This window comes from Mesorhizobium sp. WSM4306 (genome assembly GCF_007003975.1).
Lineage (GTDB): Bacteria > Pseudomonadota > Alphaproteobacteria > Rhizobiales > Rhizobiaceae > Mesorhizobium.
Map to the genome: position 1 here is coordinate 77,027 of NZ_VFTC01000024.1, position 20,033 is coordinate 97,059.

At 63.5% G+C, this 20,033-nt stretch carries 19 protein-coding genes; 16 read left to right on the plus strand and 3 right to left on the minus strand.

Annotation, left to right across the window (positions count from 1 at the left end):
- The first annotated feature begins 94 nt into the window (after positions 1 to 94).
- From FJV77_RS24230 to FJV77_RS24255, 5 genes are all read left to right on the plus strand, one after another.
- Positions 95 to 655, plus strand: coding sequence for a F0F1 ATP synthase subunit delta (locus FJV77_RS24230; RefSeq protein ID WP_142869119.1), 561 nt, complete (start codon positions 95 to 97; stop codon positions 653 to 655).
- Positions 655 to 2,184, plus strand: a complete 1,530-nt coding sequence (gene atpA / locus FJV77_RS24235; protein WP_142869120.1) for a F0F1 ATP synthase subunit alpha — start codon at positions 655 to 657, stop codon at positions 2,182 to 2,184. The genes FJV77_RS24230 and atpA overlap by 1 nt, the downstream gene beginning before the upstream one ends.
- Before the next feature lie 32 nt (positions 2,185 to 2,216).
- Positions 2,217 to 3,095: a F0F1 ATP synthase subunit gamma gene (locus tag FJV77_RS24240; protein ID WP_142869121.1), complete on the plus strand. Its 879-nt coding sequence runs from the start codon at positions 2,217 to 2,219 to the stop codon at positions 3,093 to 3,095.
- Between the two features lie 70 nt (positions 3,096 to 3,165).
- Complete coding sequence (gene atpD / locus FJV77_RS24250) at positions 3,166 to 4,749, plus strand: F0F1 ATP synthase subunit beta (RefSeq protein ID WP_185970412.1); 1,584 nt, start codon at positions 3,166 to 3,168, stop codon at positions 4,747 to 4,749.
- Between the two features lie 102 nt (positions 4,750 to 4,851).
- Complete coding sequence (locus tag FJV77_RS24255) at positions 4,852 to 5,259, plus strand: F0F1 ATP synthase subunit epsilon (protein WP_142869122.1); 408 nt, start codon at positions 4,852 to 4,854, stop codon at positions 5,257 to 5,259.
- 148 nt (positions 5,260 to 5,407) lie between these two features.
- Here the strand turns inward: FJV77_RS24255 and FJV77_RS24260 are convergent, their stop codons facing one another.
- Positions 5,408 to 6,916: a mannitol dehydrogenase family protein gene (locus tag FJV77_RS24260; protein ID WP_142869123.1), complete on the minus strand. Its 1,509-nt coding sequence runs from the start codon at positions 6,914 to 6,916 to the stop codon at positions 5,408 to 5,410.
- Between the two features lie 174 nt (positions 6,917 to 7,090).
- Here FJV77_RS24260 and uxaC point away from each other — a divergent pair, with 174 nt between their 5' ends.
- From uxaC to recQ, 9 genes are all read left to right on the plus strand, one after another.
- A complete protein-coding gene (uxaC, locus tag FJV77_RS24265) occupies positions 7,091 to 8,500 on the plus strand; it encodes a glucuronate isomerase (RefSeq protein WP_185970413.1) in 1,410 nt (469 codons plus the stop codon).
- 37 nt (positions 8,501 to 8,537) lie between these two features.
- Positions 8,538 to 9,515, plus strand: a complete 978-nt coding sequence (locus FJV77_RS24270; protein ID WP_142869125.1) for a TRAP transporter substrate-binding protein — start codon at positions 8,538 to 8,540, stop codon at positions 9,513 to 9,515.
- A gap of 57 nt (positions 9,516 to 9,572) precedes the next feature.
- Complete coding sequence (locus FJV77_RS24275) at positions 9,573 to 10,100, plus strand: TRAP transporter small permease (RefSeq protein ID WP_142869126.1); 528 nt, start codon at positions 9,573 to 9,575, stop codon at positions 10,098 to 10,100.
- Positions 10,100 to 11,380 (plus strand): TRAP transporter large permease, encoded by a 1,281-nt coding sequence (locus FJV77_RS24280; protein ID WP_142869127.1) that lies wholly within the window; start codon positions 10,100 to 10,102, stop codon positions 11,378 to 11,380. Before FJV77_RS24275 ends, FJV77_RS24280 begins: the two co-directional genes overlap by 1 nt.
- A gap of 11 nt (positions 11,381 to 11,391) precedes the next feature.
- Positions 11,392 to 12,165 (plus strand): FadR/GntR family transcriptional regulator, encoded by a 774-nt coding sequence (locus FJV77_RS24285; RefSeq protein ID WP_142869128.1) that lies wholly within the window; start codon positions 11,392 to 11,394, stop codon positions 12,163 to 12,165.
- Positions 12,166 to 12,185: 20 nt separating this feature from the next.
- A complete protein-coding gene (gene kduI / locus FJV77_RS24290; RefSeq protein WP_142869129.1) occupies positions 12,186 to 13,043 on the plus strand; it encodes a 5-dehydro-4-deoxy-D-glucuronate isomerase in 858 nt (285 codons plus the stop codon).
- The gene (gene kduD, locus FJV77_RS24295; RefSeq protein WP_142869130.1) at positions 13,040 to 13,807 is read left to right on the plus strand and encodes a 2-dehydro-3-deoxy-D-gluconate 5-dehydrogenase KduD; all 768 of its coding nucleotides are present in this window, start codon (positions 13,040 to 13,042) and stop codon (positions 13,805 to 13,807) included. Before kduI ends, kduD begins: the two co-directional genes overlap by 4 nt.
- Positions 13,808 to 13,817: 10 nt before the next feature.
- Positions 13,818 to 14,156, plus strand: a complete 339-nt coding sequence (locus FJV77_RS24300) for a cupin domain-containing protein (protein WP_142869131.1) — start codon at positions 13,818 to 13,820, stop codon at positions 14,154 to 14,156.
- A gap of 264 nt (positions 14,157 to 14,420) precedes the next feature.
- A complete protein-coding gene (recQ, locus tag FJV77_RS24305) occupies positions 14,421 to 16,259 on the plus strand; it encodes a DNA helicase RecQ (RefSeq protein ID WP_142869151.1) in 1,839 nt (612 codons plus the stop codon).
- A 34-nt stretch (positions 16,260 to 16,293) separates the two neighbouring features.
- On the opposite strand, the gene FJV77_RS24310 is transcribed toward recQ, so the two are convergent.
- Positions 16,294 to 17,274, minus strand: coding sequence for a DUF1186 domain-containing protein (locus FJV77_RS24310; protein ID WP_142869152.1), 981 nt, complete (start codon positions 17,272 to 17,274; stop codon positions 16,294 to 16,296).
- Between the two features lie 87 nt (positions 17,275 to 17,361).
- Between FJV77_RS24310 and FJV77_RS24315 the strand changes: the two genes are divergently transcribed.
- Positions 17,362 to 18,495: a hypothetical protein gene (locus FJV77_RS24315; protein WP_142869132.1), complete on the plus strand. Its 1,134-nt coding sequence runs from the start codon at positions 17,362 to 17,364 to the stop codon at positions 18,493 to 18,495.
- Positions 18,496 to 18,606: 111 nt separating this feature from the next.
- Positions 18,607 to 19,029, plus strand: coding sequence for a hypothetical protein (locus FJV77_RS24320; protein ID WP_142869133.1), 423 nt, complete (start codon positions 18,607 to 18,609; stop codon positions 19,027 to 19,029).
- A 14-nt stretch (positions 19,030 to 19,043) separates the two neighbouring features.
- On the opposite strand, the gene FJV77_RS24325 is transcribed toward FJV77_RS24320, so the two are convergent.
- Complete coding sequence (locus FJV77_RS24325; RefSeq protein WP_142869134.1) at positions 19,044 to 19,985, minus strand: AraC family transcriptional regulator; 942 nt, start codon at positions 19,983 to 19,985, stop codon at positions 19,044 to 19,046.
- Between the last annotated feature and the right edge of the window lie 48 nt (positions 19,986 to 20,033).

Consider the following 20,033-nt stretch of genomic DNA (forward strand, 5'->3'; position numbering starts at 1 on the left):
GTGCTTGGAAAAACTTAGTAAGGTCAAAGATTTAGCCAGAGTTTTTGCTCGCGCCAACAATCTGCGGCCTGTCAGACAAGAGAAAAGACGGTCCGTGGCTCAATCGTCATCGCCAATCTCAGGTGTCGCAGAACGCTACGCGGGTTCGCTGTTCGAACTCGCACTGCAATCCAATTCAGTTGCCAAGGTCGAGGCCGACCTCAACAGTTTCGCAACGATGCTGGATGGCAGCGCCGACCTGACCCGCCTCATCAACAGCCCGGTGTTCTCCAGCGAGGACCAGGCCAAGGCCATCGCGGCAATCGCCGACAAGGCCGGCATCACTGGTCTCACCGGCAATTTCCTGCGTGTCGTCGCCCGCAACCGTCGCCTCTTCGCCGTTCCCGGTATGATCAAGGCATTCCGCCAGATCGCCGCCGAACATCGCGGCGAGACCGCAGCCGAGGTCACCTCGGCGCATGAACTGACGGCTGCCCAGCAGACCGAACTCAAGGCCGCGCTGAAAAGCGTCGCCGGCAAGGACGTGGCCATCGCCGTCACCGTAGATCCGTCGCTGCTCGGCGGGCTGGTGGTCAAGATGGGCTCGCGCCAGATCGATACGTCGCTCAAAACCAAACTCAATTCGCTCAAGCTTGCACTGAAAGAGGTCGGCTGATGGACATCCGCGCCGCGGAAATTTCCGCAATTCTGAAAGACCAGATCAAGAATTTCGGCAAGGAGGCCGAGGTCTCCGAAGTTGGACAGGTGCTGTCCGTCGGTGACGGTATCGCCCGCGTCTACGGCCTCGACAATGTCCAGGCCGGCGAGATGGTCGAATTCCCCGGCGGCATCCGCGGCATGGCGCTCAACCTCGAAGCCGACAATGTCGGCGTCGTCATCTTCGGCGCCGACCGCGACATCAAGGAAGGCGACACCGTCAAGCGGACCGGCGCCATCGTCGATGCGCCTGTCGGCATGGGCCTGCTCGGCCGCGTCGTCGACGCGCTCGGCAACCCGATCGACGGCAAGGGCCCGATCAAGGCGACCGAACGCAAGCGCGTCGACGTCAAGGCGCCAGGCATCATCCCGCGCAAGTCGGTGAACGAGCCGATGTCGACCGGCCTCAAGGCCATCGATGCGCTGATCCCGGTCGGCCGCGGCCAGCGCGAGCTGGTCATCGGCGACCGTCAGACCGGCAAAACCGCCATCATTCTCGACACGATGCTCAACCAGAAGGCGGTCCACGACAACGGCCCGGAGAAGGAAAAGCTCTACTGCGTCTACGTCGCCATCGGCCAGAAGCGCTCGACCGTCGCGCAGTTCGTGAAAGTGCTCGAAGAGCGCGGCGCGCTCGACTATTCGGTCATCGTCGCGGCCACCGCTTCCGATCCGGCGCCGATGCAGTTCCTGGCGCCGTTCACCGCCTGCACCATGGGCGAATATTTCCGCGATAACGGCATGCACGCGCTGATCAGCTATGACGATCTGTCGAAGCAGGCCGTCGCCTACCGCCAGATGTCGCTGCTGCTGCGCCGCCCGCCGGGCCGCGAAGCCTATCCGGGCGACGTGTTCTACCTGCATTCGCGCCTGCTCGAGCGCGCCGCCAAGCTCAATGACGACAATGGCGGCGGTTCACTGACCGCACTGCCGATCATCGAGACGCAGGCCAACGACGTGTCGGCCTATATCCCGACCAACGTGATCTCGATCACCGACGGCCAGATCTTCCTCGAAACCAACCTGTTCTTCCAGGGCGTCCGCCCGGCCGTCAACGTCGGCCTGTCGGTGTCGCGCGTCGGCTCGTCGGCGCAGATCAAGGCGATGAAGCAGGTTGCCGGCTCGATCAAGGGTGAGCTCGCGCAGTACCGCGAAATGGCGGCCTTTGCGCAGTTCGGCTCCGATCTCGACGCCGCCACGCAGCGCCTGCTCAATCGCGGTTCGCGTCTGACCGAACTCCTGAAGCAGCCGCAGTTCTCGCCACTCAAGGTCGAGGAACAGGTCGCGGTGATCTTCGCCGGTGTCAACGGCTACCTCGACAAGCTGGCGATCAATCAGGTCGGCAAGTTCGAGCATGGCCTGCTCAGCCACATGCGCTCGGCCGGCAAGGACGTTCTCGACGGCATCCGCAAGGAGAAGGCGCTGTCGGACGATCTGCGCGCCAAGCTGAAGGCCGAGATCGATGCCTTCGCCAAGACCTTCGCTTGAGAAAGCCGGACGGACGGGATCAGGTTTGAAGCATGCCTTCGTTAAAAGACCTTCGTAACCGTATCGCCTCGGTCAAGGCGACGCAGAAGATCACCAAGGCGATGCAGATGGTCGCCGCGGCGAAGCTGCGCCGCGCGCAGGAAGCTGCGGAAGCCGCGCGCCCGTATTCGGAGCGCATGGGTTCGGTGCTCGCCAACATTACCCAGGCGATCGGCGACGATGCCCCGGCGCTGATGACCGGCACCGGCAAGGACGACGTGCATCTGCTCGTCGTCTGTACCGCCGAGCGCGGCCTGTGCGGCGGCTTCAATTCGCAGATCGCGCGTCTCGCCCGCGACCACATCCGCCGGCTGCTGGCCGACGGCAAGCAGGTCAAGATTATCTGCGTCGGCAAGAAGGGTTTCGACATCCTGCGCCGCGACTATGCGTCGATGATCCTCGAACGCGTCGATCTGCGCGAAGTCAAAACGCTCGGCTTCGTCAATGCCGACGCCATTGCCCGCAAGGTCATCCACCTCTTTAACGAGGGTGGCTTCGACATCTGCACGCTGTTCTATTCGCAGTTCAAGTCAGTGATCAGCCAGATCCCGACGGCACAGCAGATCATCCCGGCCGGTGTGGCCTCTGCGCCCGCCGAGGCGACCGCCGGCGGCAATGCCGTCTACGAATACGAGCCGGAGCCAGGCGAAATCCTGACCGACCTCATTCCGCGCAACATCTCGGTCCAGGTCTTCCGCGCGCTGCTCGAAAACGCAGCCGGCGAGATGGGCGCCAAGATGAGCGCCATGGACAATGCGACGCGCAATGCCGGCGACATGATCAACAAGCTGTCGATCACCTACAACCGCCAGCGGCAGGCGCAGATCACCAAGGAACTGATCGAAATCATTTCGGGCGCCGAGGCGCTCTAGGCGCGGCCGCCAGGAGGTCATCGACCTTGTGGTGGAGCGTGAGAAACAAAGGACGAAAAGGGTAAAGACGATGGCGAAAGCAGCGACCCCGAAGGCGGCAGCTCCCAAAGCGGCGGCAAAGGCTCCGGCAGCAGCGGCGAAGGCCGCTCCGGCCAAGACGGCGGCTGCGCCCGCCAAGGCAGCGGCCCCGGCCAAGGCTACGGCAGCGAAGACGACGGCCGCCGTTGTGAAGAAGACCGGCGTTGTCGGCAAGGTCCGCCAGGTCATCGGCGCTGTCGTCGACGTCCAGTTCGGCGATCACCTGCCGGCCATTCTGAACGCCATCGAGACCACCAATGTCGGCAATCGCCTGGTGCTCGAAGTTGCCCAGCATCTCGGTGAAAACACCGTGCGCTGCATCGCCATGGACTCGACCGAAGGTCTGGTTCGCGGTCAGGATGTCTATGACACCGGGGCGCCGATCACCGTGCCGGTCGGCCCGGGCATGCTCGGCCGTATCATCAACGTCATCGGCGAGCCGGTCGACGAGGAAGGCCCGGTTGACGGCATCGAAATGCGCGCCATCCACCAGCCGGCTCCGTCCTATGTCGAACAGTCGACGGAAGCGCAGATCCTGATCACCGGTATCAAGGTTCTCGACCTGCTGGCGCCCTACGCTCGCGGCGGCAAGATCGGCCTGTTCGGCGGCGCCGGCGTCGGCAAGACCGTGCTGATCCAGGAACTGATCAACAACGTCGCCAAGGCTCACGGCGGCTTCTCGGTGTTTGCCGGCGTTGGCGAGCGCACCCGCGAAGGCAACGATCTCTATCACGAGTTCATCGAGTCCGGCGTCAACAAGAAGGGCGGCGGCGAAGGCTCCAAGGCGGCACTGGTCTATGGCCAGATGAACGAGCCGCCGGGCGCACGTGCCCGCGTCGGCCTGACCGGCCTGACGGTGGCCGAATATTTCCGCGACCAGGGCCAGGATGTGCTGTTCTTCGTCGACAACATCTTCCGCTTCACGCAGGCGGGTTCGGAAGTGTCGGCGCTGCTCGGCCGTATTCCTTCGGCAGTGGGCTATCAGCCGACGCTGGCCACCGACATGGGCGCGCTGCAGGAACGCATCACGACGACGACCAAGGGGTCGATCACCTCGGTGCAGGCGATCTACGTGCCCGCCGACGATTTGACCGATCCGGCGCCGGCAACCTCGTTCGCCCACCTTGACGCGACGACCGTGCTCAACCGCGCGATCTCGGAAAAAGGCATCTATCCGGCGGTCGATCCGCTCGATTCAACCTCGCGCATGCTCGACCCGCTGGTCGTCGGCGAAGAGCACTATGCCGTCGCCCGCCAGGTGCAGTCGATCCTCCAGCGCTACAAGTCGCTGCAGGACATCATCGCCATCCTGGGCATGGACGAGCTCTCGGAAGAGGACAAGCAGACCGTGGCCCGCGCCCGCAAGATCGAGCGCTTCCTGTCGCAGCCCTTCTTCGTCGCCGAAGTGTTCACGGGTTCGCCGGGCAAGCTGGTCGACCTCGCCGACACCATCAAGGGCTTCAAGGGCCTCTGCAACGGCGACTATGATCACCTGCCGGAAGCCGCCTTCTACATGGTCGGCGGCATCGACGAAGCGGTCGAGAAGGCACAGCGCCTGGCGGCTGAAGCGGCATAAGAAGCGAATAGCGAATAGGGAGTAGCGAATAGGGAAAGGCGTGAACCGAGCGGTTTCTTCTAACTACTCGCTACTCACTATTCCCTACTCACTAAATTGATCATGGCTGAAGCTTTCCAATTCGAACTGGTCTCGCCGGAGCGGCTGCTCGTTTCCGAGCAGGTCGAAGCCGTCGTCATTCCGGGCGCCGAAGGCGAGATGACCGTGCTGGCGCATCACGCGCCGGTCATGACCACGATCAAGCCGGGCGTCGTCACGGTGAAGACCGCTGGAGGCAAGGAAGAGCGCTATGTGGTGTTCGGCGGCTTTGCCGACATCCTGCCTTCCGGCTGCACGCTGCTGGCCGAATCGGCGGTTGCCGTCGGCGACATCGACCGCGCCGATCTCGCCCGCCGGATCCAGGACGCCAAGGAAGATGCTGCCGATGCCAAGGACGATCAGTCCCGCAGCAAGGCCGAGCAGTTCCTCGCCCAGCTCTCCACGCTTGAAAGCGCGCTGCTGGCAGCTTAAGTCTCAGGCGAAAACAGAGAGACGACAGGCCGGTTCAACCCGGCCTTTTTTGTGCCCACAGACATAGAGTCAGAAGCCCTGACCGAGCGGCACCCGCCGGGTTCGGCGATGCGGGCTCTTCGGCTCAGAATCCTCTTCCGGACTGCCGTCAAGCATGTCTTGTCGGTCCCGGTATGCCGAGCGCGGCGAGCGCAAGCGCGACCCCGCCTTGCCGGATATGGACGCGATGCGCAGCGACCAGTTCGATGAGCGGCTGACGCTCGGGCTTGCCGCTGGCGAAGCCGGCAATGTCGAACACGGTCGCCACCCGTTCCAGCGTCGGCTGCTCGCTAAGCGCGGCCAGAGCCATGTCGAGCGGATCAGTGAAGTGGGCTTCGGGCAAGCTCTCGCCACGCGCTTCGCAGGCCGCGATCCAAGCAGCGATCACCAGCGTCAGATGCTCCGGGACCAGGCCGGCCTGGATACGCTCGATGGCGGAAGCGACAATGCGCTGCGGCAGTTTCTGGCTGCCGTCATTGGCGATCTGCGCCGTGCGGTGGGCGAGCGCGGTGTTGGAGAAACGTTCGGCGAGTTCTGCCGTATAGGCTGACGTGTCGAGCCCGGCATCTCCAGGCAAGGTCGGGATCGCCTCGGCCCAGAGCCGGTCGACGAATTCACGGATCGCCGGGTCGGCGAAGGCTCGATCGACGGTGGCGTGGCTACCGAGCAGGCCGAGATAGGCGATGCCCGAATGGGCGCCGTTAAGCAGCCTCAGCTTCATGTCCTCGAATGGCCTGACGTCCTCGACCATGGTGACGCCGAATTTTTCCCAGGCCGGGCGCCCGGTCGGAAACTTGTCTTCGATCACCCATTGCCGGAACGGCTCGGTCATCACCGGCCAGGCGTCTTGGACGCCGAGTTCGGCCGTGATGCGCGCGCGGTCGGCATCGGTGGTTGCCGGCACGATGCGGTCGACCATGCTCGAGGGAAACGCCACCTCGTCGCCGATGTGCTTGGCGAGTGGGGCATCACCTAAAGCGGCAGGGCGGGCGTCTCGCAATTTGGCGAAGCCGATCAGCAGCCTATGCAGCGTGGCGCCGTTGGCCGGCAGGTTGTCACAGCACAGCACCGTGAAGGGTGGCGTGCCCACGGCACGACGTCGGGCCAGCGACTCGGCCAGGAAGCCGTGCGCGGTCTTTGGCGATCCGGGATTGCCGAGATCGTGGACGATATCTGGATGTTTTTCGTCGAGGCTGCCGTCGGCTGCTCTCAAATAGGCCTTTTCGGTGATGGTCAGGGTGACGATGCGGGTGCGCGGGTCTGTTAGCGCGGCGAGCACCGCGCCGGGATCTTCCGGCGCCACCAGCATCGACTGGATCGAGCCGATTATTTGAAGCGCTTCGCCATCGCTGCCGCGCACCGCCAGCGTGTAAAGCCCGTCCTGCGGCGCCAGCGCGTCGCGCGTGTCGGGGCTGCGTAGCGACACGCCAATGATACCCCAGCCGGTCTCGCCGGCCGCCAGGCAGTCATCGACATAGGCTGCCTGGTGGGCGCGGTGGAAGGCGCCGACGCCGAGATGGACGATGCCTGGGGCGATACTGGCGCGATCATAGGCGGGGACCGCTGCCGAGGCCGGCAGGGATTGCACCGTGGTATTGGAAAGGCGTCTGTTGGTCATGGCGCGGCTTGTCGCTGGGCGGCGGGCGGGGCGGATCGGCTAGCGGCGTATCATCCGTTCTCCTGTCGCACAATGACCCGATATCGGTCAAAAGTCATCATACAACAATCCAATTTTTGTATGTTGACATTACTTCTTCCCAATCCTACCGATAGCGCCCTTAGGAGGAGTGACGTGGCAGGATTGACCCACCCGGATCTGCTTTTTGCCGCTGAAGGGCACGCGCTTTCGGTCGCGCGCGATCTCTATGCCGGGGTCAAGGACCTGCCGATCGTCAGCCCGCACGGCCATACCGATCCGCGCTGGTATGCGCTCAACGAGCCGTTCCCCGACCCGGCACAATTGCTGGTCGTGCCCGACCATTACATCTTTCGCATGCTGTTCAGCCAAGGCGTGCGGCTGGAGGATCTCGGCATATCACCGCTCGACGGCTCACCAGTCGAGAGCGACGGACGGGCGATCTGGCGGCGCTTCGCCGAGCATTATTACCTGTTTCGCGGCACGCCGACGCGGCTATGGCTCGACCATGTGCTCGAGCATCTGTTCGGCATCGACGAGCCGCTCAACGCCGGCACTGCCGACCGCCACTACGATACCATCGCTGGCCTGCTCAAACAGGACGACTATCGTCCACGTGCGCTGTTCGAGCGCTTCAACATCGAGGTCATTGCGACGACCGAGGGCGCGCTCGACGATCTCCGGTGGCACAAGGCGATCCGCGACAGCGGCTGGCAAGGCCGCGTCGTCACCGCCTACCGGCCGGATGCTGTCGTCGATCCGGACTTCGAAGGCTTTTCGGCCAATCTCGACCGTCTCGCCGAGGTCAGCGGCTGCGACACCGGTACATGGGCCGGCTATCTCGACGCGCATCGCCGGCGCCGCGCCTTCTTCAAAAGTTTCGGCGCGACCTCGTCCGATCACGGCCATCCGACTGCGGAGACCGCCAACCTTTCCGATGCGGCATCGGAAGAGCTGTTCAACCGCATCCGCCGCGGCTCCGACGACGAGCGCGAGCGCAAGCTGTTTCGCGCCCAGATGCTGACCGAAATGGCCAAGATGAGCCGCGACGACGGGCTGGTGATGCAGATCCATCCCGGCTCCTGGCGCAATCATTCGCCTGAAATTTTCCAGAAATTCGGCCGCGACAAAGGCTTCGATATTCCGACCCGCACCGATTATGCGGCGGCGCTCAAACCGCTGCTCGACTGCGTCGGGTTGGAGCGCGACCTCTCCATCATCCTGTTCACGCTCGACGAGACCAGTTATGCGCGGGAACTGGCACCGCTCGCCGGCGTCTATCCGGCGCTGAAGCTCGGCCCGGCCTGGTGGTTCCACGACAGTCCGGAAGGCATGCGCCGCTTCCGCGAGATGACCACCGAGACGGCCGGCTTCTACAACACCGTCGGCTTCAACGACGACACCCGCGCCTTTCCATCGATACCCGCCCGCCACGATGTGGCTCGTCGGGTCGACTGCGCCTTTCTCGCCCGCCTCGTCGCCGAGCACCGGCTGCGCGAGGACGAGGCGCATGAGCTGGCGCGGGAACTTGCCTACACGCTTGCCAAGAAGGCGTACCGGCTCTGAGCCGGCGTCGCGAATTTCAAAAGGGAGGAAGACAGTCATGTTGCATTTTTCAAAACTGACGGCGGCCACATTCGCCATAGGCACCTTGATGATCGGCGTCGCCAACGCCCAGACTGTGCTGCGTTCGGCCGACACCCATCCGGATGGGTATCCGACGGTCGAGGCGGTCAAATATATGGGCGACCTGATCAAGGAGCGTACCGCCGGCCGCTATTCGGTCGAGGTCTATCATTCCGCGCAACTCGGCGAGGAAAAGGACACGATCGAGCAGACGCAGACCGGCGTCATCGACCTGAACCGCGTCTCGATGGGTCCGTTCAACGGCATCGTACCGGAGACCGCGGTGCCGTCGCTGCCCTACATGTTCCGTTCTGTCGACCATATGCGTCATGTCATGGACGGGCCGATCGGCGACGAGATTCTGAAGGCCTTCGAGGCGCATGACCTTGTCGGCCTTGCCTTCTACGATTCCGGCGCCCGCTCCTTCTACAACACCAGGAAGGACATCACCTCGATGGCCGACATGAAGGGCATGAAGTTCCGCGTCATCCAGTCGGACGTGTTCGTCGACATGGTCAACGCACTCGGCGCCAATGCCACACCGATGGCCTATGGCGAGGTTTATTCGGCATTGCAGACAGGCGTCATCGACGGTGCCGAGAACAACTGGCCGAGTTTCGAATCCGCCAAGCACTACGAAGTTGCCAAGCACTACACGATGGACCAGCACCAGATCGTGCCGGAAGTGCTGGTGATGGCAAAGGCGAGCTGGAACAAGCTGTCGCCGGAAGATCAGGCGATCGTGCGCCAGGCGGCCAAGGACAGCGTCGACAAGATGCGTGAACTGTGGGACGCGCAGGAGAAGAAGTCGCGCGACATCGTCGAGAAGGCCGGCGTCAAGGTCAGCGAGATCGACAAGCAGCCGCTGATCGATGCGATGAAGCCGGTCTACGACAAGTACCTGTCGACGCCGGCACTCAAGGACCTCGCCGCGCGTATCCAGGCAACCAAGTAATTCGTCGCGAAGGTGGTGGCGCGCTCATCCGCCCCACCACTCAGCGGAGGAGGCCACATGAAATCATTCTGGCTGGCGACGGAGCGGCTTTTGTCGCAACTGGCGAAGCTTGCGCTGTGGGTCAGCGGAGCGGGCCTGACGCTGATGACTGTGATCATCTTCTGGCAGGTGTTCTCGCGCTATGTCCTGAACAGCTCGCCGAGCTGGACCGAATCCTTCTCGGTGCTGCTGATGGGCTGGTTCATCTTCCTCGGCGCCGCGGTCGGTGTTCGTGAGCGCACGCATCTCGGTTTTGACGTGCTGCTCTATTTTCTGCCGCCCTCGGGCAAGGGGTTTTTGCGCAGCATTTCCGATGTGGTCGTGCTCGCCTTCGGTTTTGGCATGATCGTCTACGGCGTGCAGCTGACCAGGCTGACCTGGAACACCATCATGCCGTCCCTCGATCTGCCAGGCGGCGTCGCCTTCCTGCCGGTCATCCTGGGTGGCGCGATGGTTTGCCTGTTTTCACTGGAACGGCTGGCTGGGCGGTTTGCCGGCCTGCCTGTCGATGCCGATCAATACGCCACGGGCGAAGAGGATCTGTGATGGCCCTGATGGTTCTGTTCGGCACGTTCGTCTTCCTGCTCATCATCGGCACGCCGATCGCGTTCTGCCTTGGCGTCGCCAGTTTCGCCACGGTGCTGGTGCTGGGCCTGCCGCCGCTGGTGGTGTTCCAGCGTCTCAACTCGGGTGTCTCAGTGTTTTCGCTGATGGCCATTCCGTTCTTCATCTTCGCCGGTGACCTCATGGTGCGCGGCGGCATTGCCGCCCGGCTGGTGGCGCTCGCCGGATCGCTGGTCGGCCATTTGCGCGGCGGCCTCGGTCAGGTCAACATTGCCGCATCGACCATGTTCGGCGGCATTTCCGGCTCGGCCGTGGCCGACGCATCGGCCGTTGGCGGCCTGATGATCCCGCAGATGAAGGCGCGCGGTTACGGCATCGATTATGCCGTCAACATCACATCGGTCGGCGCCATCATAGCGCTGCTGATCCCGCCGTCGCACAACATGATCATCTATTCGATCTCGGCCGGCGGCCGTATCTCGATCGCCGACCTTTTCACGGCGGGCGTCATCCCGGGGCTGCTGCTGGCGCTATCGCTGATGGTCACGGCCTATTGGGCCGCCACTCGGCGCGGCTATCCCACCGAACCTTTCGCCGGCTTCGGTCGTGTCCTGCAATTGCTGGTCGCCGCCATTCCCGGGCTCCTGCTGATCGGCATCATCTTCGGCGGTGTCAGGTCGGGCATCTTCACCGCCACGGAAAGCTCGTGCATTGCCATCGTCTATGCCTTCCTCGTCACGCTGATCATCTACCGCTCGATGAGCTGGGGCGACTTCGTCGCCGCGACCTCGGCGGCGGTGCGGACAACGGCTATGGTGCTGATGATCATCGGTTGCGCTGCCGCTTTCGGCTGGCTGCTGGCCTATCTCAGGGTCCCTGCGGCACTCGTCGCTTTCCTGCAGTCGGTATCCGACAACAAGCTCGTCATCCTGCTCTTGATCAATGTCGTGCTGCTGATCCTCGGCACGTTCATGGACATGTCGCCGCTGATCATCATCACCACGCCGATCTTCCTGCCGGTGGTGACGGCCTATGGCGTCGACCCCGTGCATTTCGGCGTCATCCTGATCCTCAATCTCGGCATTGGCCTGTGCACGCCGCCGGTCGGCGCGGTGCTGTTCGTCAGCTGCGCCATCGGTCGCATCCCGATCTGGACGGCGATGCGCTCGATCTGGCCATTCTATGGCGCGGCCTTCACCGTTCTGATGCTTGTCACCTACATACCGGAAATCTCATTGTGGCTGCCGAGCCTGTTCCACTAGGAGCTTACCACGTGGCCGAGACAATTGCTGACCTCAGGGTCGAGAGAAAGCCCAAGCTGTCGGAGACCGTTGTCGCGGCCATCCGCAAGCAGCTGCATGCGGGCGAGATCCTGCCGGGCCACAAATTGCCGACCGAGGGACAGTTGACCGAGACTTTCGGCGTCAGCCGCACCGTCATCCGCGAGGCGCTGGCCAAGCTTGCCGCCGACGGCCTGGTCGAGGCGCGCCAGGGCGCCGGCGTCTTCGTCACCGAACACATCTCGACCATGTTCGGCGCGCTCGCCGCCGACATGGGAGCCAAGGATTCGGTCGCGCTCAACGTGCTCGAAGTGCGCCTGGCGGTCGAAATCGAGTCGGCCGGGCTCGCCGCCATCCGCCGCAACGCCGCTCAGGAGGCGGCGATCCAGGAAGCCTTCTTCGAATTCGAGCGCCTGCTTCTCAACAGCGAGCCGACCGGTCCAGCCGATCTCGCTTTCCACCGGGCAATCGCCAGCGCCACCAACAACCCGTTCTATGTCGAGATGCTCGACGTGCTCGGACGCCGCGCCATTCCCTGCGACGTGACCTCGCCATGGTCGACCGAACTGGTGCAGTCCGACAGCTATCAGCGCGGGCTGCAGCGCGAGCATCTGGTGATCCTCAATGCGATCACATCGGGCGACGCCGAAGCCGCGCGCGAGGCCATGCGCGCTCATCTCACCGCCAGCCAGCAGCGCTACCGCGAGCGCCTGCACGCACGCCAGGTGTTTTATGCCGACTCGGTCAAGGCGGCGGAAACCGAATAACCATTTCAGCTGGAGCAGTAATGTCTCAAAGTCACCCGCATACCGATTTTACCTCGCGTTTCGCCATCGATCCGGTTGCCGCGGCGTCCATGGGCACCGACGAGTTGCGGCACAACTTCCATATTGACGACCTGTTCCAGCCGGGCCGCGTCAGCCTGACCTATACCCATTATGATCGGATGATCGTCGGCGGCGCCGTGCCGGTGGCAACGCAGCTGCCGCTGGAAGGGATCAAGCCGACGGGGACCAGGAATTTTCTCGACCGCCGCGAACTGATCATCGTCAACATCGGCGGCGCCGGCTCAGTGACGGCAAGTGGCGAGACCCACCCATTGCAGGCGCGCGACATGCTCTATCTCGGCATGGGCAGCACCGACGTGTCGTTCAAGTCGGCCGACAAGGCCGCACCGGCCAAATTCTATCTGCTCAGCGCGCCGGCGCATCACGCCTACCCGAACCGGCTGATCCGCATCGGCGACGCCAAGCGTCTCGACCTCGGCAGCAAGGAGACCTGCAACGAACGCTCGATCTTCCAGTTCATCCATGCCGAGGGTGTCAAGACCTGCCAGTTGGTCGTCGGCATGACCCAGCTGGCGCCGGGCTCGGTGTGGAACACTATCCCTTGCCATGTGCATGACCGACGCATGGAGGCCTATCTCTATTTCGATCTGCCGGAAACGGCGCGCGTTTTCCACTTCATGGGCGAGCCCGACGAAACCCGCCATCTCGTCATGGCCAACGAGGAGGCGGTGCTGTCGCCGGGCTGGTCGATCCATTCGGGTGCCGGCACGTCGAACTACGCCTTCATCTGGGCGATGGCCGGCGACAATGTCGACTACACCGATGTCGATCCGGTGCCGCTGGGCGAACTGCGTTGAGCGCCCCTTCCGCCTTCAGCCTCACCGGCAGGCGCATCCTGGTCACCGGCGCCAACACCGGCATCGGCCAGGGCATCGCTATCTCGATCGCGCGCGCCGGCGGCACCGTCATCGGCGTCGGCCGCTCGGCGATGGACGACACGCAAAGGAAGGTCGGCGAGGCCGGCGGGCAATTCGAGGCCGTGCGGTGCGATCTCGCCGATCATGCCGCCGCCAAGACCATGCTCGACCAGGTCTGGGAAGAGACCGGACCGATCGACGGCCTGGTCAACAATGCCGGCATCATCCGCCGCGCCGATGCGGTCGATTTCTCGGACGCCGACTGGGACGACGTCATCGACGTCAATCTGAAGACGTTGTTCTTTTTGAGCCAGGCTTTTGCCAAACGCGTGCTGGCCGATACCGGCCGTCGCGGCAAGATCGTCAACATCGCCTCGGTACTGAGTTTCCAGGGCGGCATCCGCGTCGCGTCCTATACTGCGTCGAAACATGGCGCGCTCGGCATAACAAGGCTGCTCGCCTGCGAATGGGCGGCAAAAGGCATCAACGTCAACGCCATTGCGCCCGGCTATATCGAAACCAACAACACCGAGGCGTTGCGCGCCGATCCCGACCGCAGTGCTGCGATCCTGGCGCGTATCCCGGCCGGCCGCTGGGGCGGGCCGGAAGACATAGGCGACGCCGCCGTCTTCCTGCTGGCGCCGGCGTCCGACTATATGCATGGCGCGGTGGTTCCGGTCGACGGCGGCTGGCTGGCGCGATGAGGAGACTGCTATGACCGAGCAGAAGATTTTCGCCCATCCCGGCGAGAGCGCCTGGACGCCGACACCGGACGGCAACAGGCGGCGCGTTCTCCTGCATACCGACGAGCTGATGATGGTCGAATTCGGTTTCGACAAGGGCGGCGTCGGCGCGCTGCATTCGCATCCGCATGTCCAGGCCAGCTATGTCGCCGAAGGCCGCTTCGAGGTGACCATAGACGGCCGTACCGCTGTTATCGAGACCGGCGGCAGTTTCATCGTGCCGTCCAATCTGGTGCATGGCGTCAAGGCGCTGGAGGCCGGGCGCCTGGTCGACAGTTTTACGCCGCACCGGGCCGATTTCCTGGCCTGATCGCCTTTCAGGTCTGTTCCAGAAACGGAAAACCCGCGCCTCCTGGGAGACGCGGGTTTGTTGCCTGTGCGCTCGTAGCGCAGCGGTACTCGAAACATCGCCGCAGGGTTTGGACGGTGCCGCAACATGATGAAGATAGGATTAACGGCACCAGCCAGATCAATCATCGGTGGGATGTTGCTGCTGCTTGTTGTGGTCGGACGGGGGCTGCGCTAATCGTTGCCCCATGCCCCTGCTTCGGGCGGCCGATCGAAAACATCCGTGATGCAGATATCTACGACGAGCGTTCCGGCGCACGATCCCAAGCGGCGCGTTCTCAAGGACGTGTTCGGCTTCGACGATTTTCGCCCCGGACAGGCTTCGGTGATGGAGGCGCTGCTTGCCGGCCGCCATGTGCTGGCCGTCATGCCGACGGGTGCGGGCAAGTCGCTCTGCTATCAGGTCCCGGCGCTGGTCAAGGGCGGGCTCACCATTGTCGTTTCCCCGCTGGTGGCGCTGATGCAGGACCAGGTCGCGGCACTGCGCCTTGCAGGCGTCGCCGCCGATACGATCAACTCCTCGATCGACCGCGATGCCAATGTCGCGGCCTGGCGCCGCGTCGCGTCGGGGCAGACGAGTCTGCTCTACCTCGCTCCGGAGCGGCTGATGACCGAGCGCATGCTCGATGCGTTGGCGAGGCTCGATGTCAGCCTGATCGCCATCGACGAGGCGCATTGCATTTCGCAATGGGGGCCGGCGTTCCGGCGCGAATATGAAGATCTGTCGCAGCTGCGCGGCATCTTTCCCGACGTGCCGATCATCGCGGTGACGGCGACGGCGGACGAGACGACGCGGGCAGACATCGAGACGCGGCTGTTTGGCGGGCGTGTGGAAACGCAGGTGCTTGGCTTCGACCGGCCCAACATCAAGCTTGCCATCGAGCCCAAGCAGGACAGCAAGCGGCAGTTGCTCAACTTCATCGAGCGACATCAGGGCAAGAGCGGCATCGTCTACTGCCTGTCGCGCAAGAAGACTGAGGAGATGGCGGCCTTCCTCGAGAAGAACGGCGTCACCGCGCTCGCCTATCACGCAGGGATGAGCAAGGAGGCGCGTGACGCCAACCAGAACGCTTTCATGACGCTGTCCGGCGTCGTGATGGTGGCGACCATCGCCTTCGGCATGGGCATCGACAAGCCTGACGTCGCCTATGTCTTCCACACCGATCTGCCGGGCAGCCTGGAGGCCTATTACCAGGAAATCGGCCGCGCCGGCCGCGACGGGCGAGCAGCGGAAGCGCATATGCTGTACGGCCTCGGCGATATCCGCATGCGCCGCATGTTCATCGACGACGAGGACGCTGCTGCCGAGCACAAGCGCCGCTCGCATGGCCGGCTCGACACGCTGATCGGCTATTGCGAGACGGCGGAGTGCCGGCGCCAGGTGTTGCTCGGCTATTTCGGCGAAGAGGCTTCGCCTTGCGGCAATTGCGACAATTGCCTGGAGCAGGCGCCACGCGCCGATGGCACCGCCGAGGCGAGCATCATCCTGACGGCGGTGGCGCAGAGCGGCGAGCGCTTCGGCGCGGCCCATGTCATCGACATCTTGCTTGGCCATGAAACCGAGAAGGTGGCGGCAAGAGGCCATCACCGGCTGGCCGGCTTCGGCAGCGGTGCCGCGCACAAGAAGGACTTTTGGCTGTCGCTGATCCGCCAATTGGTCGCGAATGGTTTCCTGATGCCGGATCCGGGCGGTCATGGCGGCCTCGCCATCGCCGAAAAAGGCCATGCGCTCGGCCGTGGCGAGGTTCCGTTCCAGTACCGCGTCGAGACGCGCACCCGCTCGGCGCGCCGCGCGGCTCGTGCCGGCCAGACTCCCCAGGGCGAAAATGTCGATGCGTCGCTGCTCGCCGCGCTCAAGACGCTGCGGCTGCGCCTGGCCAAGGAGCGCCAGGTGCCGGCCTATGTGGTGTTTTCCGATCGCACGCTGATCGACATGGCCGAGCGTCGCCCGCAAGACCTCGACGATTTCGCCGAGGTGAACGGTGTCGGTGCGGCCAAGCTCAAGGAGTTCGGCGCGATATTCCTAAGCGCGATAGCGGCGCATGGGGCCGATGGATTGGACTGAGGACGGGCTTTCCTTGACTTGACGCGTCACCCCGTCATTCCGCGTTTGCCAAGCAGCATTTCTTGAATTTCTTGCCGCTTCCACAAGGGCACGGATCGTTGCGCCCGACGTCGCGCCAAGGGTTGGTAGCTGGAGTCACGCTGGACAAGGCCCGGTCCAGCCATGAGGCTTCGTCCTCAGCAAGATCGAAATCGTCGTCGCCGAGCTCGATGCCGTCGTCATCGTCAAGGCCGCGGGTCCAATCCAGTGCCACAAGGACATCCTCGATATAACTCAGACTGGCGCGATCGAACCGGCCGATGTCGCCGGGTTGCTGCTCGGCTTCCCGCAGGTCGCTTTCGAAATCACTGCGTTCAAGCGCATCTTCCGGGATGCGGCCCTCATCCCAAGCGGTGTAGACAAGCGGAACGAGGTCTCGCAGGGCCAGCATCGCGATGGCTTGCAGCCAGCCGACCCACGCGTAATCCCAGTCGTCGGCCAGCCTCTCCCTGTAGAACCGTTCCACGAAATCCCTTGTCCGGTCGCGCTCGATGCGACCTTCCCAGGTCAAAAAGGTCACCGCGCCAAACGCCGCGTCGCGGATGAATTCGTCGGCGGAGCGGTCGGCAATGATGCCGAACAGCGCGTCGGCGTCGCCGTCGAATACGCCTACGATGATGCGCGACAAGGTTTCGGTTGTGGCGTCGCCAAGCAGCCGTTCGGCCTCCTTCCCAGGGCGGCGCAGCAGACGCAGCAAAGGTTGGCATGCCTGGGTGTCGCGGGCGCCGCCGAGGATATACACGCCCCTGAAGAGCAACATTTCTTCATCGTCCGACAAAGGCTGTCCATTGGCGGCGCGTTCAAGGACAGCGCGCAGCGCAGGCGCTGCTTCTTCTATCCTGATCGTGCAGACTGCGATTGCGAGATCCGGCACCTGCCGTTCAGTCGCCACGGCATGGAGATAGCGGTCTATCGGATACAACTCGAAGTCACCGCTGTCGTTGGAGAGCAGCTTTTCCAGATCTTCCTTTTTCATCGCGTCCAGTCGCGTCGATGGAGCCCCGGCCCGGCCTTATGCTATCGATCCCCCAGCCACACACTTGTGTCAATCCCGAGAGCGACGATGAGCGAATACCAATACTACGAATTCCAGGCAGTCGATCGCCCCCTTAGCAACGCGGATCGCCGGGCGCTTCGCGACCTGTCATCGCGGGCGCGGATCACCGCCACGAGCTTCACCAATTTCTACGAGTGGGGGGATTTCAAAGGCGATCCGGACGAGCTCATGGAGCGCTGGTTCGATCTTCATCTTTATTGGGCCAATTGGGGCTCCCGCCGCCTGATGATCAAGCTGCCGGCCCGGCTGGTTGATCGGGATCGCATGGGCGCCTTCCTGGGAGCGACCGACGACGTCATGCTCAGGGTTGCCGGCGAGAACGTCATTATAAGCATCTCGCGCGACGAGTTGGAGTTCGAGCACCGGGACGACGACGACTCGGGTTGGCTCGCGGTCTTGGCACCGTTGCGGGCCGATCTAATCGCGGGCGATCTTCGGCTTTTCTATCTGCTTTGGTTGATGGCCGTCGAAACCGACACGATTGAACCCGATGAGCCGGAGCCGATGCCGGGAATCGGGCCGCTGACCGAGGCGCTCGAAGCGTTTGCCGCGTTCTTCGGCATCGACCGTGAGCTCGTCCAGGCGGCGGCTGAGCGAAGCGCGACAACAGCTCACGATGGCCCGGCACCGGATATGGCCCGGCCGGTGGTCGCGGCGATGAGCGACGCCGAGAAAACCAGTCTGCTCATGCGGTTTTTCAGTGATGAGCCCCATATGTCCGCCGAGTTGCGGGCCACGATTCGGGCACGTCTGGAACCCGAAACGATCTCGCCTGATCCTTTGCGCACAGCAGCGGATCTGCAGGCGCGGGCCGAAGGAATCCGCCTTGCCCGCAAGCGCGCCGAGGCGGAGCTGGCGGAGGCGCAGCGGCGATTGCAAGCGGAAGCGGCTGGGAAGGCCCGTGACGTCCGGCTCGAGACCCTTCGCCAGCGGGGTGAAAACGTCTGGGGAGAGGTCGAGATCGAGATCGGGCGGCGCAATCCCGCCGGTTACGACAAGGCGGCGGCGCTTCTTTCCGATCTGGCGGCGCTTGCCGAAAGACAAGGCAGCACCGAGGAATTTCATGTCCGGCTTAGATCGATCCGTGAGCGCCATGCAGGGAAAGGGCGTTTCCTCGAACGTCTGGTGACGCTGGGATAGTTTTTCCGCGGCGCCTCCGTCGCCGAGGGCGACACGATCGATTTCCCCAGGCGTGCGTCCGCCTTTCCGAAAAACCGCGCCGACCTCGAAAGCCATGCCAGGGGCAAGGAGATGTTCAAGGTCGCGCGTGCCGCTCTGGTGCGCATTGCCGCGATCAATTCGGGCTACAAAAATGTCGTCAAGAACCCCGACAAATTCTGCCACGGCTTCGGCATGTTCCAGTACGACATCCAGTTCTTCGACGGGGACAAGGACTATTTCATCGACGAGAAATGGGCGACCTGGAAAGGTACGCTCAGCCGCGGCATGTCGGAACTGACGGCGCAGACCAAGGCACTCTACGGAGCCGGCAAGAAGAGCCTGACGCATGATGAAAGCGTCTATGTCGCCATCGCCTACAACCAGGGTGCCAAGAGAACCAAGGCCAACATGGCCACCAGGAAATTCAAGCAGGGTTTCAAGGACGATCAGGGCGTCTTCTATGGCGAGCACATAGACAGCAATCTGAAGGCGACGAAGGGGCTTTGGCCGTAGCCGCTCCCCCCGGGTCAGGCGGCTTCGCGTTCGCCCTGCGCCGGCGATTCCGTTTCCAGGCGCCGGCTGTACTGCCGCGGCGAACAGCCCATGACGCGCTTGAACGCCGTGCTGAAGGCGCTTTCGGATTCATAGCCGAGCGCCAAGGCAATGACGGACACCGGATCGCTCGAATGCATCAGCCGGTCGCCGGCCAGCGTCATGCGCCAGCGCGTCAGATAATCCAGGGGTGAGGCCCCGACCGTCTGCTTGAACTTCAGCGCAAAGGTCGATCGCGACATGCCGGCGCGCTCGGCCAGCGTCTGCAATGTCCAGCCATGCGCCGGGTCTTCGTGCATGGCGGCGATCGCGGCGCCGATCTGCCTGTCGGTCAGCGCGAACAGCCAGCCGACATTGCCTTGCGCTGTCATATGCAGGCGCAAGGCCTCGATCAGGATCATATGGGCGAGATGCTCGACGATGAGAAAGCCGCCGGGACGCCGCTGGCGCAATTCCCACATCATCCGTTCCACTGGCCAGCGTAGCGCCGAATGATCGCTCTCGGCGCGAATGTGAACGATGGGCGGCAGCATCCGCAGCAGAATGCCGGCATGGTCGCCTGACAGCGCGAAGCGGCTGCTGACCAGCAGGAAATCGCCGCCGCCGTTGTGGGTGGTGATGCCGCCGGTGCGCGCCGGCGAGAAGATCGTGCTTGCATCGACCGTCGGCAGGCCGAGATCGCTGGCAAGCCGGAAAGGCCGGCCGCGCGGCAGCAGGAAACAGTCGCCGGCGTCCAGGCGCACCGCCTCCGTGACACCCTCGACCGACAGCCAGCATTGGCCGGAAACCACGGCGCCGCATTTGATGGCGGCCTGCTGGTCGGGGAACTGGATCGCCCAGTCGCCGCCGGCTTCCAGGCCTGCGGAGAGATAATTGCGCGGTTTCAGCAGCGACAGCACGTCTGACAGCGGATCCATGAGCATTCCCGGACGATTGCGAAGATATTTCGGATTTTACAGCATAGA